Source organism: Alkaliphilus serpentinus (assembly GCF_009017255.1).
Classification (GTDB): domain Bacteria; phylum Bacillota; class Clostridia; order Peptostreptococcales; family Natronincolaceae; genus Alkaliphilus_D; species Alkaliphilus_D serpentinus.
In genome coordinates this window covers 1-16,872 of sequence record NZ_WBZB01000012.1, presented here as the reverse complement: position 1 = coordinate 16,872, position 16,872 = coordinate 1, and the positions used below count along the sequence as shown (strand labels likewise).

17 protein-coding genes are annotated in these 16,872 nt (G+C 33.9%); 3 read left to right on the top strand and 14 right to left on the bottom strand.

What is annotated here, in order from left to right:
- Positions 1 to 194 precede the first annotated feature (194 nt).
- The 9 genes from F8153_RS03430 to F8153_RS03395 form a co-directional block, all read right to left on the bottom strand.
- On the bottom strand, positions 195 to 770 hold the full coding sequence (locus tag F8153_RS03430; RefSeq protein ID WP_151864962.1) for a DUF3267 domain-containing protein: 576 nt from the start codon (positions 768 to 770) through the stop codon (positions 195 to 197).
- Between the two features lie 41 nt (positions 771 to 811).
- Positions 812 to 1,891 (bottom strand): sporulation integral membrane protein YtvI, encoded by a 1,080-nt coding sequence (gene ytvI / locus F8153_RS03425; RefSeq protein WP_151864961.1) that lies wholly within the window; start codon positions 1,889 to 1,891, stop codon positions 812 to 814.
- A 403-nt stretch (positions 1,892 to 2,294) separates the two neighbouring features.
- On the bottom strand, positions 2,295 to 3,746 hold the full coding sequence (locus F8153_RS03420; protein ID WP_151864960.1) for a TraB/GumN family protein: 1,452 nt from the start codon (positions 3,744 to 3,746) through the stop codon (positions 2,295 to 2,297).
- A gap of 100 nt (positions 3,747 to 3,846) precedes the next feature.
- The gene (locus F8153_RS03415; RefSeq protein ID WP_151864959.1) at positions 3,847 to 4,188 is read right to left on the bottom strand and encodes a hypothetical protein; all 342 of its coding nucleotides are present in this window, start codon (positions 4,186 to 4,188) and stop codon (positions 3,847 to 3,849) included.
- Positions 4,189 to 4,344: 156 nt separating this feature from the next.
- Positions 4,345 to 5,736: an HlyD family efflux transporter periplasmic adaptor subunit gene (locus F8153_RS03410; RefSeq protein ID WP_151864958.1), complete on the bottom strand. Its 1,392-nt coding sequence runs from the start codon at positions 5,734 to 5,736 to the stop codon at positions 4,345 to 4,347.
- Position 5,737: 1 nt separating this feature from the next.
- Positions 5,738 to 6,811: a peptidase domain-containing ABC transporter gene (locus F8153_RS16640; protein WP_330577598.1), complete on the bottom strand. Its 1,074-nt coding sequence runs from the start codon at positions 6,809 to 6,811 to the stop codon at positions 5,738 to 5,740.
- The gene (locus F8153_RS16635) at positions 6,760 to 7,986 is read right to left on the bottom strand and encodes a peptidase domain-containing ABC transporter (protein WP_330577597.1); all 1,227 of its coding nucleotides are present in this window, start codon (positions 7,984 to 7,986) and stop codon (positions 6,760 to 6,762) included. Before F8153_RS16635 ends, F8153_RS16640 begins: the two co-directional genes overlap by 52 nt.
- 888 nt (positions 7,987 to 8,874) lie before the next feature.
- Positions 8,875 to 9,114 carry a hypothetical protein gene (locus tag F8153_RS03400; RefSeq protein ID WP_151864957.1) on the bottom strand — a complete coding sequence of 80 codons (240 nt, stop codon included), beginning with the start codon at positions 9,112 to 9,114 and terminating at the stop codon, positions 8,875 to 8,877.
- A gap of 293 nt (positions 9,115 to 9,407) precedes the next feature.
- Positions 9,408 to 10,253, bottom strand: coding sequence for a CPBP family intramembrane glutamic endopeptidase (locus F8153_RS03395; protein WP_151864956.1), 846 nt, complete (start codon positions 10,251 to 10,253; stop codon positions 9,408 to 9,410).
- A gap of 382 nt (positions 10,254 to 10,635) precedes the next feature.
- On the opposite strand from F8153_RS03395, the gene F8153_RS03390 reads away from it, so the two are divergent.
- Positions 10,636 to 11,505, top strand: a complete 870-nt coding sequence (locus F8153_RS03390; protein WP_151864955.1) for a DUF4846 domain-containing protein — start codon at positions 10,636 to 10,638, stop codon at positions 11,503 to 11,505.
- Between the two features lie 213 nt (positions 11,506 to 11,718).
- Here the strand turns inward: F8153_RS03390 and F8153_RS03385 are convergent, their stop codons facing one another.
- The 4 genes from F8153_RS03385 to yedF form a co-directional block, all read right to left on the bottom strand.
- Positions 11,719 to 12,699 (bottom strand): CPBP family intramembrane glutamic endopeptidase, encoded by a 981-nt coding sequence (locus tag F8153_RS03385; RefSeq protein ID WP_151864954.1) that lies wholly within the window; start codon positions 12,697 to 12,699, stop codon positions 11,719 to 11,721.
- 75 nt (positions 12,700 to 12,774) lie between these two features.
- Positions 12,775 to 13,656: a mechanosensitive ion channel family protein gene (locus F8153_RS03380; RefSeq protein WP_207707684.1), complete on the bottom strand. Its 882-nt coding sequence runs from the start codon at positions 13,654 to 13,656 to the stop codon at positions 12,775 to 12,777.
- Positions 13,657 to 13,672: 16 nt separating this feature from the next.
- Positions 13,673 to 13,924 carry a DUF3343 domain-containing protein gene (locus tag F8153_RS03375; RefSeq protein ID WP_151864953.1) on the bottom strand — a complete coding sequence of 84 codons (252 nt, stop codon included), beginning with the start codon at positions 13,922 to 13,924 and terminating at the stop codon, positions 13,673 to 13,675.
- A gap of 20 nt (positions 13,925 to 13,944) precedes the next feature.
- Entirely contained in the window at positions 13,945 to 14,547 is a 603-nt protein-coding gene (gene yedF, locus F8153_RS03370) for a sulfurtransferase-like selenium metabolism protein YedF (RefSeq protein WP_151864952.1), read from the bottom strand.
- Positions 14,548 to 14,846: 299 nt separating this feature from the next.
- Here yedF and F8153_RS03365 point away from each other — a divergent pair, with 299 nt between their 5' ends.
- Together F8153_RS03365 and F8153_RS03360 are read left to right on the top strand one after the other, a co-directional pair.
- The gene (locus F8153_RS03365; RefSeq protein WP_151864951.1) at positions 14,847 to 15,209 is read left to right on the top strand and encodes a DUF2089 domain-containing protein; all 363 of its coding nucleotides are present in this window, start codon (positions 14,847 to 14,849) and stop codon (positions 15,207 to 15,209) included.
- A gap of 18 nt (positions 15,210 to 15,227) precedes the next feature.
- Positions 15,228 to 16,418, top strand: a complete 1,191-nt coding sequence (locus tag F8153_RS03360; protein WP_151864950.1) for a DUF4097 family beta strand repeat-containing protein — start codon at positions 15,228 to 15,230, stop codon at positions 16,416 to 16,418.
- Between the two features lie 260 nt (positions 16,419 to 16,678).
- On the opposite strand, the gene F8153_RS15975 is transcribed toward F8153_RS03360, so the two are convergent.
- On the bottom strand, positions 16,679 to 16,872 hold a 194-nt coding region (locus F8153_RS15975), incomplete at its 5' end, for a hypothetical protein (protein WP_192929635.1).

Sequence of the window (16,872 nt, the reverse complement as noted above, 5' to 3'; positions counted from 1 at the left end):
ATAAATATCCTGTGGTTGAAGTCATTGAATAGCAGAGACTTCTATTGGTAAGGAATCCAGTGGTTTCAGTGTATACAGTAAAGGCTGTAATATGGTAGGGTCTGTCACTCAGAGGTTAATGAAAGTGCAAGGTTTATGCGGCAGCAAAGCATATGATAGTTTTTCAACAGTCTGTGGGTAAATGTAGATGGCCTTTATTTCTCTGGTAAATATACTAAACATCCACCCTCTGAAGGATGGTCACTAACTAAGGTGTCCTTAGGTAACCCTCTAAGAAGGTTTAAAATCATAAAATCTCCTACTCCACAAACAAACATAAAACCTCCCCAAAAGGCCATTATGTTACTTCCAATTATAATTCCCAACATAAGGGGAACAACCCCTAGGGCAACATTGGGTAATAATAAGGCAAATTTATAATAATCTAGTCTTAAATGCACCTTGCAATGGGCGTAGGGTGTAAGCTTTTTCCAGAAGACTCCTATTTTTGTATCCTTTAGCCCTACACCTGGAGCTATTATAAAGCCCACAACATGTAAGAATTCATGAATCAAGGTTAACATAACAATGAAGCCAATCTGGTATATCAGGTTTAACAGACTACCCTCACTGAAATTAAATCCCTTCATCATGTTTTCCTTCCAAAGAATATAATAAATTGGTGCTACTAACAGAAACAAGCCAATCATTAAAAATATCGCCACAATATTGGCTCTTTTTATACTGATGATTCTTTCTTCCTTTGTGTATTTATCTAATTCTAAGTCCATATAGGGTCCCCCGATGTAGTTTTTTATTTCCCTTCAATACCTCACTTAAACATTTTTAATAAGCCTTTATCATTCAAGTGTTTAAGAAGGGATAAAATAATTGGAAATCCAAATAAGCCAATAATACCAACAAGGTTGGCACCGATAAACATACTCATTAATGCAACAACAGGGTGCAATCCCAATTGTTTTCCCACAATCTTTGGCTCAAGAATATTCCTAATGATTGTAATGAAAACATAAACTGCCAGTAAAGCAAAAGCAATTTTGTAATCACCTTGGAAAATTGTAAAAATTACCCACGGAATCATGATTCCACCCGTCCCCAGGACAGGTAAAATATCGAATAATGCAATTAGAAAGGCAATCAAGATGGCATTTGGAATCCCTATTATCGATAGACCTATGGACAATTCAATAAAAGTAATCGACATAATGATGATATACGAACGAATCACCACGAAAAGGGTATTCACCATATACTGCATGATTGTTTGTATAATTTCATTCCCTTTATGGGAAAATTGCCTTAAAATAAATGAAGTCAGCACATCAAAGTCCATGGCAATAAAAAATGTGGAGATAACCATTAGTAGAATTTTAATCAAGAATGCCGGAAAGGATGATGCTATATCCGACAAGGAGCCTACCAGTGCCAGCGAAGTATTTGTAATGTTCTCCCCAAGGGAATTAACCAGCTGGTTAAAACCATCATTTAGAACCTTTACAAGAGCTGGATCTAGGCGATATACAGCCTTTTCAATACCATAAAAAGTACTTGTCAAAAACGGTATTAACTGATTTTCATATATACTGGGTATTTGATAAATCACTTTTGTAACCGTTGAAATAAGCTTTAGACTAATCAGTGATATCAAAACCCCCACAGTACTGTAGAAAATCAAAACAAGAGAGAATGATACAAGCTTATGAGGCACTTTAATTCTTGAGGAAATTGCTTTTGCTGGCTTTTTCAGTATAAATGCGATTATAAATGCAAATATAAATGGGCCTATCAACGTGATGGCATATTTCATAACAACATATGCTAGTAATATTATTAGAAAAAAATAAATCACATTGACAATGAACTTCTTTTTATTTATATATTGTAGCTCCATTGGTCCTCCTTTTATCAACTGTATCAGCCGATTGAGTGATTACGAAATGTCCCTGCAGCGAAAAAAGCATTCACTGTAACTAAGATGAATAAAAATCCAATATCAGTAACGAAAACCTTGCCTCTCCTAGGAATTATAAACAAAAAAAGACCAAAACAGTATGTCGGCTACTGGATTAGGGCCTAAGATGGTAATAATCGTATAGATTCTTAAATTGGCAACCTTGCTTTTTCCCAGGTTTGTGGTACATTTCCTTTGTCACTCCCTTTCACGATTATTCTACAATAAATCCCATCCTACGTCAATCTTTGAATAATGCTAATGATATCTCTGAAAACATTAAATGAACCCATAAGTACTCCTATACCCATGGGTTCTCTTCTATCTTTTTTATGGACTGTAGCTATTGAACCATCTCTAATGTATAGCCCAATTCTATAAGCTCTTTTACTATTCCCGTTTCCCCCACTAAATGTCCGGCTCCTACTATTACCATATAAGTCTTTTGGTTTTCATCTGATAGGTAGCTTATTATCTTCTCAGTCATATTTTTATTTCTTTCAATCCAGAATTTATTGTTAAAGTCGTTGGCATCCTCAGATTTATCTGTTGTTTCAAGTATCGTCTCTAGTGCCTCTACGTCTCCATGCTTCCATGCTAACAGCATTTCTTTCATTGAATCTACTCCAGCACTACTTCCTTCAGTAGTCTTTTCACTGCTAGATAGGGCCTCTATCAAGAATGCTTCTTGAATTTCTGCTGAAAAGTTATCAAATAAATCTACTTGAAAGGGTAACCCTTCTATCTCTAAAATTTCTTTATTGCCTTGTCCTTTTGATAAAAAGTACATATCTATTCCAAGACCTGCACTAAAGGATACTTCCTCTAAACTAAGGTTTTGAACTAACATTGCAGCATACCAAGGCTTTAAAATGTTATAAACCTCTGGCGTGAACCCGTATTCTTCCAATTTTTCTGCGTATAGTTTATATGTCTCTGGGGCTATAACCATATCAATGGTTGTCCCATCCAAAAACACTGCCTTCTGCTGCATATATTCAATGTCGTCATTCATGTTTGTTACATCTGCCTCTACTGCTAAGTAATCTGCTATGCTAAAGGCTTCTTCAATCTCCTTATGTAATGGGTATATACTAATATCTGCTATATGAATTGAACCCAATATGTACACTTGGCTATTTTCTCCTGTTACTTTATAAAAGTAACCCTTTGATGCTCTGCCAGTTTCGTGGATTACATGTTCATAGACTCTTTTTGCAAGTACAAGGATCTCTTGACGACTACAATTAGTTCTTAAGTCTAAATTATTATTACCTTTGCCCCTTAGTATCCCCTTATCTACTATGTAGCCTATTGCCTTTTTAGCTTCTTCCCCTAAGTCTGCTATATCTTTATGGTTTGTATTTTCTAATACAGTATAATCCAACTCCGGTGCTGATGTCTTTATAACATAGTATAAAGCATGTCCAACTTCTTCTCTAGTTGCCAATGTAGTTGCGTCAAAGCCCTCTTTCCAAAGAGTATTCACCAGTTGATTGTTGAAGATGTTTAAAGCCTCTTGATTATCAATATTTTCTGTTAGCTTCCCATATAAGTTCATGCTTAAATTTGTTAGTTCTTGTTTTGTTATGTGATTTCTAAAGCTATGCAGGATACTCTCGTCTGCAAAGCTATATAGCTTTGCCATTCCAACTTCTTCAACAGCCCATAAATCCATTTCATAATGCTCAATTTCTAGTGTTTCATTTGCCAAGGTATAAAGCAGTGGTGTTTGTATAACTGCCATTGTTAAAACTATAACAATTATACATAGAACTAGTTTCTTCAATTTCATTTGTATTCTCCTTTCTTAGAAGAGCCTAATCTTTCTTTTATAATTATAAGGGTAAAGAGCAAATAATGGAAGATTGTTTAGGTTTTTACTTTATTAAATTTTATTTATATGTATATAATCCTAAACTACTCAATAAGAAAAATGCTATATAAGCCAGCCCATAGAGAAGTCCATCCCATCGAATTATTATAACTATTGCCATTATAATGGCGATAATTGCTAAATAGGGATGAATCCAAGGTAAACTTTTCTTTTTACCTTCTTTTTCAGGGTTAGAAGATGAAATTAAACCCTTAGTGGCTTTTTCTATTACTTCCAGGGAAATAAAGTATGGGATTAAGGGTAACAAGAGTAAAATCATAAAGAAAGCAATTGGGAGAAACATAAGAAGAGGTGGTAAAAATAGTACTATCAACAAAAAGTATAACAAAACATTTTTCATTTGATCACCTCTACAAAAGATAATAAGTCCTTCAATTCTATTGTAATGTATAACTTAGTGTATTTACTTATTCTCTTAAATTAATCTTCTCAAGGAGGTAATGTAATATTTTCTTTGATTTAGTTATTACCTGTGCCTCACTCAGCATACCTACTTTTACTTCAGCCTTGCCCCCTTATAACTATAAAGGGGCTTGTTGTCTATTGAAGCCTCTACAATATAATAGCTTACAGTCCTCTGATTATCGATTTTAGCATCTGTACTTATGGATGTTATTTCGCCAGTTAATTCTCCATACTCTCTATAGGGTAATGCTTGAAAGTGATATTTAACCTCGTCCCCAACCTTTATGGAAGCTATATCTTTATTAGAAACAAAAAGCTGAACTTTAAATTTAGAACCCGTCTCTGGCACTATGGTTAAAACCTCTATCCCATTTTGCAGATAATCTCCTTCGCTTAGTTCTACATTTACATTGACAGTTCCATCTCTAGGTGATGAAACTCTAGAATCTTTAATGGCTATTTCATGCTTTTCTAAGTCCTTTTCTAATCTTTCAACCTTATCTAATAATGAATTAATCTTGTCATCGATTTGAATCAGTGTATCAATTTTGTGCTTTTCGGGTGTTAAATTAGACACTTCTAGTCCTACTTCATTATTTAAAATATTAATTCGAAGCTCCCTTAATCTAACTTCAATTTCCTCAATTGAGCTATATACTGATAGCGAATAATCATTTTTATATTTTTTTAGATCTAGATCCATTTGCTTAACTGTATTCTCTTTATCTTCAAGCTCCTTTTTGGAAATCCCCCCAGAGTTAAAAAGCACTTTAGCAACTTCATATTCATTTTCATTAATTGCCATAAGTGTTTCAAGTTCTTCAATATTCTGTCTATATATTTCATATTTTGTATAAAAAATTGAGTTGGATTCTCCAAATAAATTTGATTTTACAATTATTGATTCTCTTAGTTTTATTAGATTATCCAATTGTTTGCTTAAATAAGTATACTGGTTAATGTCTAACTCGACTCTGTTGCTTTCTAATTCTAATCTCTTTAATTCCAGATCATAATCAGTTCTATATTTTAAGAATTTATAATAGTAATCCTCCTCTTCCTCAACATCTTTATTAAAAGGGTTTTCTACGGAATCTATGTTTTCACTGAATTTAATAAGGTTACCAAGCTCCTGTGAAGCTATTTTAAGCTCCCACGCAACGGCATCCCTTTCTAATATCATCTGAGAATTATCTATAATATATAATAAATCTCCCAGTTGAACTTTTTTTCCCTCTGAATAATGAATTTCAATAATATTCCCCGATACCTTATTAGTTATTGTACTTACAGTTTCACTGGGCCTTACCACTCCACTTGTCTTAATATAAATATCCATTTCGCCAAAATATGTCCATAATGTAGCTGTTGTAATAATTATTATAAGTAGGTAAATAAATATTGAAATAAAAGGATGGGGTTTTGATAATAGCAATTCTCTGCTATCGGTTAAATCTTTGATATCCTGTATTATACCCTTCATATTAAACTACACCTCCTGCTTCACATTCTTGTATTAATTCTTCAGTGTCAGGAAGCTGTTCTTTCCATAGTTTATGATATTTACCTTTACTCTCCATCAACTCCTTATGAGTCCCTGCTTCAATAAATTTCCCTTTCTCCATAACATAAATCTTATCACACCTTTTAATAGTACTTAATCTGTGGGCTATTATAATGGTAGTTACACCCTCACTCAATTTGTCTATAGTTCTTTCAATGGCCTTTTCGGTAATGGAGTCTAGATTGCTGGTGGCCTCGTCCATAATAAAGATATCAGGATTTTTCAGGATGGCTCTAGCAATTGCAAGTCTTTGTTTTTGTCCGCCAGAAATATTTGTTCCATTTTCCTCCAACATTGTTTCATATCTTAATGGAAATTCATTTATAAAATCATGGGCCTTAGCTAGTTTAGAAGCTTCTATTACCTCCTCTAGCTCTGCATCTAAATTCCCCATTAAAAGATTTTCCTTTATTGTTCCACTAAATAAAAATATATCTTGGGAAATATATGCGATCTTTCCTCTGAGAGTATCTAAATTAATATCCTTTATATTATAGTTATTAACTAATATATCTCCCTTTTCCCAGTCGTAGAAATTTAAAAGGAGTTTAACTAGGGTTGTTTTTCCCGAACCACTTTCCCCAACCAAAGCAATCTTTTCTCCGGGATTAATAGTCATGCTTATATTTTTTAAGACCAATTGTCTTGTCCCATATCTAAAATCAACATTTTTTATTTCTATTTTTCCCTTTAAGGTTGATGGTTTTATTTTTTGGTTTTCATCGTCCTTTTTTTCTAATTCAAGATCAAGGACTTCACCTAGCCTGTCGGAGGCTACAATTGCAGTTTGCATCATTGGTTGTAGATTAATAAGATTCTGAATTGGCTCAAGGAAATATGCAAGAAGGGCGTTAAAGGCTATCAACTGCCCAGCTGTCAAATTACCATTAATTACATTGTAGGCTCCAACCCATAATATTGCTATGCCCCCCACTGATGCTATTATACTTGAAAGGGAGCTTTGAAGGTTGCCAATAATTCCACCTTTAAACACACTTTTAAGTAGTTAACAAATTTCTTTTCCGTTTCTATATTTACTTTTCTTTCAATATTGAAGGACTTAACGGTTTCAATACCGTTTAATGACTCCACAAGATAGGATGTTAATTGGGCGTTATCCTCCATCTGCCTTCTATTAATATCTTTAATGGGTTTGTTAAACGCAAAAACAATTCCTCCATATAATAGGGCAATTGTTACAGTAATTCCAAAGAGGGTTGTGTTTTGAGTATATAAAATTACTCCCCCTACAATAGCCATTAAGGTATCAATCATTATTGTTAAGGTTGCCCCTGAAATTGCTTCCCTTACCTTAGAAGCATCCATAAATCTTGCTATGATTTCTCCTACCTTCCTTGTCCCAAAAAAGTTCATAGGCAATTCCAGTACATGCTGATAATAGCCCAAAATTAAAGGTATATCAAGCCTTTGACTTAAATAAAGCATTAAGTGGGCCCGGAAGGCATCTAAAAGTATTTTAAATACATTAAGTATGATTATTCCAATTGAAATTATATGGAGGGTTTTCTTTAAATTATACTGTAAAATATCATCAAGTAAGAATTTGAAGTAAAAAGAGCCTAGTATCCCCAATAGGGTGTATAATAGGGAGGCTAAGAAAATATGTAATAACAGTACCTTTTGGGGTTTTAAAAGACCAAAAAACCTTTTAAAAATTCCTTTAGTATCGTCTCCCTTTTGGAAACCCATATTAGGTACCATTAATATAAGAACCCCTGTCCATATTTTGAAGAATTCCTCAGGTTTGTACTTAACAATCCCTTTTCCAGGATCAGCTACAATAACCTCTGTTTTAGCAATTCTATGTATAACAACATAATGTAATAGCGAACTATCTACAACTACATGGGCTATAGCAGGAAGTGGAAATTCAGTGAAAAAAGCCTCTTTGTCGCCCTTCACTCCTTTAGCTGTAAAGCCCAACTGTTCCGCTGCCTTAATAACGCCATAGGCATTTGTACCCTGTTTGTCTGTGCCTGCCACTTCTCTAATCTTTGTTATGGGTATCTTTAAGCCATACTGCTTTGATATAGTGGCTAGACAGGCAGCTCCGCAATCAGTAATGTCGTGTTGCTTGATGCAGTGGTATTTTCTCAGTAAATACTTCATATTAATGTTAAATAGATCGTTAAATAATTTCTTAAACATTACTTCCTCCGTTTGTTCATATAATATTAGAATTCTCTACTTGCTAAATCAATACCCCTTGGCATCTCAGCTACTTCTTAATAACTACTGAAGTGTAATACCTGGAACTAAATAATCTTTTCCGTAATAGTTTTATGTATTTTTAGAGCTCACTATATTGCTATACTCGGCCTTTAAATACTGTAAGTTACTGATATAACTGTTTATATTTATAAATTAACCTGACTTTTTTGTCTAGTGATTGAGATAGCGGGACAGCGTACTGTCCCCTTTTTTTAATTGTTACTTTTACCTTTAGCTTGATTAATACTTTCACCTTTTATAATAATTAAGCATATTATTGTAGCTAAAATGACGCTAATATAAGGGGCTCTGAATATAAAATCGATAATTCCTATTCTATTTATTGCAAACAAACTTATTATCATTATAGCTAAAGTCAAAACATATTTCTTAGTATTAGTTTTGGTAATCTTCCCATAAAAAAATTTTCTTAATAACATGTACTCAATTACTAAAGTAATAGAAAATATTAAAACATGATAATATCCCATATAAAAACTCCCTTCACTATACATATATTGTTAATCTATTAAATATAATAATTAGCTTAACTACATAAATTTAAATTTACAAATAATAACAAGTAATAAACACTTTCTTATTTTTATTATTAGCAGTATGAAATATGGAGTAATTGTATTCCCTTAGTTCAATGCCATTTTGCTACCCTAACTAAATTATTATACTAATATATTATTCAGTATTTAAAAGTGTAATAACTCTCAGTGCTCAGATGTAATTATAATATTTGATATAGTTTTATTGTGAGGCAGAGGATTATATGATGAACTATAGATATAATCCTCTGCATATTAGTAACCTAAATTATCGTCTATATCTTCTTGCGTAATCTTCCCAACCTTTATTTTTTAAGGAAAAGTTCTTATTATCATTATTTATACAATAAGAAATCAAAGCTGCTGTAGCTATTGGTACAGCTGCCGGAGCTGACGCAACTGCAAGAACTGTGGCAACTCCTGTCTGAAGAATAACTTCTTTCTCCCAAGTATCTAATTTTCCGCCATTAAGTTCAATTAATTCATCACTTTTTAATTCTTTAAACATCTTTTTCCCTCCTTTATTTTATATTTTAATAATCCAACACCCCAACCTCCTCCCCTAAAAGAAGGTTACATATGATAGTTCTAGGGAAAACATCATATGAGATAGAATTGTTGGAATTATATGGGGTTAATCTATATTTTGTTTGTTAAAGCCTTAATCCCATTTCTTTCTATATTTCACCAATTTTCAATCTGCTTTTTTCGACAAACATAAAGAAACATATTTAAAATCCTATATCGAATATAATAAAATTGGAGTGGGACAGTGAACCTGTCCCCAAGTTTCTCTCATATCTATCTATCGATATTTTTATACGTAACCCGTTTTCTATATAAATAGCTAAATGTATATGGAGTTAGAACAAACACGCAGAACAACATGAATACTGTAATCACCCCAATGGCAATAGGGTTAACCTTGACTATGTTTTGTCCTATAATGCTCATTCCTAAAGTAAATAGATTACCACTCATATGCATCAAGACTGGGGACCAAATTGATCCCGTCCAATAGAAGGCCAGCCCATAAAATATTCCCAGAATGGTTGTATAGACCCCTTGTGTTAAATTGAAATGTAAAATACCAAATATAATAGCCTGAGCTAAAATAGCTTTTTTAATAGATACTGTTTTTAAAAATTCATTAAAGATCAAACCCCTTATCATAACTTCTTCGAACAGTGGTGCAATAATACCACCAAATAAAAGCAATTGAAAAGTACCACCCTGCGTTAATAAATTAATATTTTCTGCATGAGATTCGTACGCCGCTGGTAATATAGATCTTATAATAGCTAAAACTATTGAAGAACAAAAGATTAGTGCTATCCCTGCTATAAATGATATAATAGCTTTATCTTTTGGTAATTTTGTGAAATGGCAGATCTCATATATGTTCATTTTTTTTCTTTTTATCATTTGGCTAAAAACTAAAAGTGAACTTACTGCTGATATAACATAAGTTATAGCAGTTTTATTTTTTATTAACTCCCTCCTAATCCAATTGACGTCATTAACATGTTTTACTGAGGTCAATATGTGATCTGTTAAAAATGAAAAAATTAAGATACTTGCTTCTCTGAACAAAAGAAATATTAGCATGTATTTAATCACTCGCCATAATGTTCTTAATAAACACATTAATTATCCTCCAACTTAACTCTAATAGTAATATTATTTTATATCCGACTAATTCTTGTTAGGTAGTAGCCTCAAACTACTAAGGCTACTAGCTTTCTTCTTTAAAAAGTTTTATTATTTTTTTAGCATCTAGCTCCCCAAAGACTTGGAATAGCTTTAAGTATCTCAAAGAGCTGTGTTTACATTATAAAACAATTTTTTCTAAATTTCACCAAGTTTCCATTTGCTTTTTTCGACAAACATAAAGGAACCTATTTAAAACCATTTATCCAATAAAATAAAAATGTTTTTTATTGTATAACCACATATTGATTAGCAATACTGATATAATAACGTTATAAGTGACTAGAAAATATTCCTATATTGAAAAGAGGAAGTGTCTATGAAAAAATTAATGCTCTTTATAATAGTATTAGCTCTAATTGTGGGTTGTAGCTCTCAAAAAGGAAATCCTGAAGAGGGCTCTGAAATATCTAACCCCTTCACTCCTAAGCCCAATTTTATAAATGAAGAGGGAACCACAATAGAAGAGCGGTTCCTTTTGCCAGAGGGTTTTGAAAGACTTGAGGTGGAGGAGGGCTCCTTTGCTGCCTATTTGAGAAGACTGCCATTAAAGGCCCATGGAACAAAGGTATCCTATTATGATGGCAGGACTAAAAATAAAAGTGGAGTTTACATAGGGGTTGTTGATATGGATATCGATGATCGAGACCTTCAGCAATGTGCTGATGCCATTATTCGATTAAGGGCTGAATATTTTTATGAAAGAGGAGAAATCGATAAAATTCACTTTAATTTTACCAATGGCTTTAGAGCTGATTACAGCAAATGGATGGAGGGCTATAGAGTTTCTGCTTCTGGAAATGATGTTAAATGGGTAAAAACTGCAGAGGCCTCCAACAACTATGATAGCTTTAAGAAGTACTTAAATATTGTATTTGCCTACGCAGGTACCATTTCTTTAGAAAATGAGTTAATGGCTGTAGCTGTTGAGGATATGAAAATAGGAGATGTATTTATTCAGGGTGGCAGCCCTGGTCATGCTGTTGTTGTGGTGGATATGGCTAGAAATGAAACTACAGGAGAGGTTATTTTTCTTTTAGCCCAAAGCTATATGCCAGCTCAAGAGACACAAATTTTAGTAAATCCTATGGATGAGTACCTTTCTCCTTGGTATTCTTTAAGCTTTGGCGAAACCTTAAGAACCCCAGAGTGGGTTTTTAATAGAGAAAACTTAAAAAGATTTGAATAAAACCACAGAAAAAGGGAGGATAAAGCCTCCCTGAGGTTGTTGAAAAAGTCGACAACATCCAGACTGTTCAAAAGCTGTTAGAGTCGAGGCGCAAAGGAATCCAGCGGTTGCAGCGTATACAACAATACGCAAGAGTGTTGGATTTCTGCAGCAACAAAGAATATGATAGTTTTTCAACAGTCTGAGGGAGGATTTATCCTCCCTCAGCTTCTTCTATACTTCTAATATATTATCGTTAGTTATCGTTGGTTCTTCAGCATCTTCTACTTCAACAATCCTTTCCTTGTAAAGGAATATAAAGCTAGTTATTAAGATTACAAGGTTTATTATAAAGACGAGGTTTGGATATTGGTCTATAAAGCTGCCTTCAGGTATCCTACTTAAAACTACAAAGGTGGAATTGTAAACCACATGGAGTATAACTGGTGCCCAGATGGATTTAAACCAAATGAATACAAGTCCAAAGGCTATCCCAATGAAAACTGAATAAATAGCTTGTATTACTTGCATATGATAAAGTCCAAATAACACTGCCTGAATAATTAAAGCTGGAATTATACTTAGGCTACCCCTTAGTTCCTTATAAATAAGGCCCCTAAAAATGACTTCTTCGATAAAGGGTCCCATCAGACCTACTGCTAAAAACGTCATGATGGTACTGCCTCCCATTATATCTCCCATTAAATCTTGATGGGTAGAAAAGGCTTCATCTAGTATCCCTAAACTATAAACCTTTGATATTAAAAAGCCCACAACAAAGCCCAAAGATATTGCAGCTGGGATCATAAGGGCTACCTTCTGAAGGGAAATCCTATTGAATTCACATACCTTAAATATTGTGGTTTTTCTACCTCTACATATTAAATAATAAATTCCAAAGGATATGATTGCGGCAACTATAATAGCTGGAAGGATATGATTATTGATCCTTGTAACGGTATGATTTATTAATGCACTTTGATCTATATCTGGGTTATTTGACATTGTAGAAACCATCGATACAACCATGGCCCCGATTAAATAAACCAACTGTAAAATAAAGTAAATGGCAAGGTATAGCAAAATAAAGCCCGAGGTCTTAAAGAATTTCTTCATGATTATCTCTCCCCTTTTTGAATTGGTGGATAATTCCTTCACTAGCTCATGTAAAGGTCTCCCCATTGATATCTGCTGAAAAACATAAATATATATCATAATATTAATATGATATATGAGATAGAAATAGATGTCAAATCGGCAAAAATCAAGGAGCTCAGAGAGCTCCTTTGGTTATAAGTTCTTATCAATTAATACGGTTCTTGGATAAGGTATTTCTATATCCTCTCTATCAAAGGCCTCTTTAAAGGTCTTGCGCATCAATCTCTCCACTGCCCATTGCTCCATAGGAATGGTCTTGGCGATTATGGTTATAACCACCTCTGAAGCCGCCAAGCTGGATACCCCTAATACAATTGGCCCTTCAACAATTTGAGGATTCTCTTGTCGGATTTTTTCTGATTCTTTATTTAATACCTCTAAGGCCTTGTTGATATCCTCTTCGTATGCAATGGATATTTCCACCAATGCCCTCATGTTGCCAACACTACGATTGGTAACCTTGTTAATTTGTCCATTAGGGATTATATGAAGGTCTCCATTGAAATCCCTCAACTTAGTTACCCTAAGGGCCATTTCCTCTACAATACCAGAGGCACTATCAATTTCAACATAATGTCCAACACTAAATTGGTCCTCAAATAGTATGAAAAAACCAGTTATAATATCCTTTACTAAGTTTTGTGCCCCAAAGCCTATGGCTAAACCTCCTATACCAGCTGCAGCTATAAGGGTTCCTATTTCAAAGCCTATTGAATCTAGGATGGTTGCGAAGGCGATAAAATAGATGATATACTTAGAAATACTCTTAATTAGCCCCTTTAGGGTTTCCATTCTAGGTATATCAACTGCAAACTTACTGCTTCCACTCTTTGTAAAGATCTTCGTTTGAAAAAAACTGTTAACAATAGAATGCAGAAGCTTAATACTAATCCTAGCTATTACAAAAATCAAAATTACACTAATAAACTTACCAAAATAATGGGAAAGCTGCTCAGGATCCCTAATAAATTCAAAGGTATCAACAGCTAGCTTTTTAATCTCTGATAAAATCAATACTCCCCCTCCTTAATTACATAATTCTATCAACGTGCTTTTCTATACCCCTCTTTTCAAGTAGATAGACACCATTAATAGAGAGCTTTTCCTTTGTGATTTCTTCTTTTATTAAGTTCATATAACTCTTATCAAAAAGGATTGAAAGACCACAACTGGCGGTTATTTCCCTTGGTGTAGGAATGATTTCTATCGGAATGTTTAACTCTTTAAGGGTTTTTTCTGCAGATATGGCCGCATGGGTTGAATCAAAAACTATTACGTGCATTTATATATCTCCTATTCTAACTAAAGCTTGATGGTATTTTTGCTATTGTTTAACTTCTCAGCTATGGTGTACATATTACTAATGCTACCAACTAAAAGCTTATTCTTTAATTTATAATAATCTAAGCATGTCCCACAGGCTAAAATTTCAACACCATTAGCCTCTAAAGCTATTAAATGCTCAATTACCGGAGATCCCTCTACCGTCAGCTTAACTCCATTGTTTAGAAAAATAATGGATTTTGGATAGGGCCTTACCTCCGTTAATGCATAGATGTATCCCTTCATTAAGATCTTGCCTAGCTCTTCTTCTCCTTCTCCAAAAACCTCTGTGGTTATCAGAATCACTAAGTCTTTTTTAGGATTATCGTCCTCCGTAACAAAGGTTGTTATTTCCCCTATTGTTTGCTGACCCTTAAATATATCTATATAGTAATGTCCTTGGCTTTCTTTTATATCAACTTCTAAAGTGAGGCTCTTTGCCAGCTTTGCTACATTTTCCTTAGCAACCTCATTATCTACAATGGTTGTAACCTTACCCTCGTCGATTCCCTCTAGAGCTTTTTTTGTGTGTATAACTGGAAGGGGGCAATTCATTCCTCTTGCATCTATTTGCTTATCCATCTTATTTCCTCCAATATTTAATATTCTAATACTAAGTATATCAATACTCTCCTATATCTTCAATCTATTGTCGTCTTCATAGTATCAAATCTATCTATTATTATATTATATACCATTTATAAAATCTATATAATCAAAGGCCTGGTGCATTAAATATATTAATCTCAATGTTAACTATTTTAAAAATATTTAAAGTTAATATTAATTTATTTAATATTTTAATTGACATATTAAATGTTAACCTGTAATATGTAGTTAAATAGCAGAAAATTATACCATATTTATAAGGAGCTGATAACATGAGAAAGGAAGTCTTAGGCCAGTGTCCAGTTTGCAATAGCAGCCTATATGTAGCTAAGCTTAAATGCTCCAACTGCCACACCACAATTGAGGGAGAATTTCAATTATGTAAGTTTTCTAGATTGTCTAAGGAGAATAAGGATTTCGTTGATGTCTTTATTAAAAACAGAGGAAACATAAAGGAAATTGAGCGAGAGCTGGGGATATCCTATCCAACGGTTAGAAGTAAGCTAGAGGCAGTAATCGAGGCATTAGGTCACAAACCTTCCCCTGTAGCTACAGAGGGTAGGAAGGAAGTTCTAGAAAAGCTAAGCAGGGGAGAAATTACTGCTGATGAGGCAGTAAAACTATTAAAGGAGTAGAAGAAGGGAGATGTAGGAATGAGTGAAGAAAGATTAATGATTTTAAGACTTCTGGAGGAAGGAAAAATTTCTCATGAAGAGGCGGAAAAGCTTTTGGATGCCCTTGGCGAAGATTCAACCCAAAGCTCCAACAAGTATTCAAAGGAAAGTAGCCGCGAGGATCGTAATAAAAGTAAAACCATTCATGTTCATGCCTCAGATTTTAGTAAGAAGATGGACGATTTTGGTGAAAGAATGGATGACTTCGGAGAAAGATTCGGGGATAAAATGAGCCATTTAGGGGCTCAATTGGCTGAAAAGTCAGTGGGCTTCGCCGAAAAAATCATGGATTTTGTTGAAAAAAATGTAGATTTCGAATCCCTATCAAGGATGGATATAGATTCAAATTATAAGAGCTATGAGGAGATTTTTGAGGAAGTAATATCCGATGAAATAACCGCTCTAAGCTTTAAGGCCATTAATGGGAAAATCACCATTTCTTCATGGGAGGAAGATAAAACCCAAATAAGGGCATACATTAGAGCTAAGGAAGAGACCTATGAAAAGAATCATCCCATTATGCAGGTAAAAAAGGTAGGAGATTCTCTATCAGTTTTTCCAAAGGATTTAGAAAAACTTGTTCTACAATTAGAAATTACACTGCCCCATAGGTTATATGACACGATAAAGGCAGAAAGTAAAAATGCATCTATTCATATTGAAGGTGTAACCAGTGGCAAACTCCAGTGCTTTACAAAAAATGCCCCAATATATTTAAGGAAGCTAAAGGTTGAAAAGGAAGTAAGCTGTTCTACTGCCAATGGGAAAATAAAGCTTGAGGACCTCCAAGCCAACCAAGTATTAGCATCTACCACCAATGGAAAGATGGAGCTAAATGAAGTAAAATCTAGTAAAATTGAAGCCTTAACCACCAATGGTAAAATCATTACTACAGATTTAGAATATAAGGAATTGAGGGAATTACATTTAAAAACCTCCAATGGAAAGATTGATATCTATGTTCCAGAAATAGATAGTATCGCCTTCAGTCTAGAGGCAGGCACCAGTAATGGTTCCATTAAATCAATGATTCCTTTAAATTACTCAGAAAACCATAGAAGTGGTTCCTCTATTAAAATCACTGGCGCCACCGAAAATTTCAATGGTTGTAGTCACATCTGCAGCATTAAGGCCTATACTACCAATAGCAATATCAATATTTTAGTATAGTCCACTATATCAAAGATCTCATTAAGAGTAGACAAAAGTGGCTAGCGCCACGTTAAAAGTCAGTCTACCTAATGGCTGACTTTTTTCAACTGGTTTGCGCTTCTCCTCTTGAGTACTTTTGTTGTTTTTGATATGAATATCATGAAATTCTTATGTTATTTAATGGCAAATTTCTACATTACTATTAAATAAAAAAGGATTGGGTTACCCAATCCTTTTTTATATAGAATATAAATATGTAAAGAGCTTCTTAAAGTTTTTTAATGGGTTCCTCCCGATTGATAATCATCGGAGGCTCTTTTATTGGCATAATAGAAAATCACATCTCCATCCTGAAGGTTGAAGGTTATACCATTACCATCGGTTTTACTATATCGGTAGCCCTCTTTCCTCCACATATTGGCTAAGGCTCCATTCCAATAGCCTAAAATAGGATTCCCAAAGCTTCCATTCT

Bases quoted from the DNA above. Each gene is read 5' to 3' on its own strand.
- F8153_RS03360 (WP_151864950.1), top strand. From the start codon at position 15,228: ATGAGTGAAGAAAGATTAATGATTTTAAGACTTCTGGAGGAAGGAAAA.
- F8153_RS03415 (WP_151864959.1), bottom strand. From the start codon at position 4,188: ATGAAAAATGTTTTGTTATACTTTTTGTTGATAGTACTATTTTTACCA.
- F8153_RS03400 (WP_151864957.1), bottom strand. From the start codon at position 9,114: ATGTTTAAAGAATTAAAAAGTGATGAATTAATTGAACTTAATGGCGGA.
- F8153_RS03365 (WP_151864951.1), top strand. From the start codon at position 14,847: ATGAGAAAGGAAGTCTTAGGCCAGTGTCCAGTTTGCAATAGCAGCCTA.
- F8153_RS03420 (WP_151864960.1), bottom strand. From the start codon at position 3,746: ATGAAATTGAAGAAACTAGTTCTATGTATAATTGTTATAGTTTTAACA.
- F8153_RS03395 (WP_151864956.1), bottom strand. From the start codon at position 10,253: ATGTGTTTATTAAGAACATTATGGCGAGTGATTAAATACATGCTAATA.
- yedF (WP_151864952.1), bottom strand. From the start codon at position 14,547: ATGGATAAGCAAATAGATGCAAGAGGAATGAATTGCCCCCTTCCAGTT.
- F8153_RS03430 (WP_151864962.1), bottom strand. From the start codon at position 770: ATGGACTTAGAATTAGATAAATACACAAAGGAAGAAAGAATCATCAGT.
- F8153_RS03385 (WP_151864954.1), bottom strand. From the start codon at position 12,699: ATGATATATATTTATGTTTTTCAGCAGATATCAATGGGGAGACCTTTA.
- F8153_RS03390 (WP_151864955.1), top strand. From the start codon at position 10,636: ATGAAAAAATTAATGCTCTTTATAATAGTATTAGCTCTAATTGTGGGT.
- ytvI (WP_151864961.1), bottom strand. From the start codon at position 1,891: ATGGAGCTACAATATATAAATAAAAAGAAGTTCATTGTCAATGTGATT.
- F8153_RS16635 (WP_330577597.1), bottom strand. From the start codon at position 7,986: ATGTTTAAGAAATTATTTAACGATCTATTTAACATTAATATGAAGTAT.
- F8153_RS03375 (WP_151864953.1), bottom strand. From the start codon at position 13,924: ATGCACGTAATAGTTTTTGATTCAACCCATGCGGCCATATCTGCAGAA.
- F8153_RS03410 (WP_151864958.1), bottom strand. From the start codon at position 5,736: ATGAAGGGTATAATACAGGATATCAAAGATTTAACCGATAGCAGAGAA.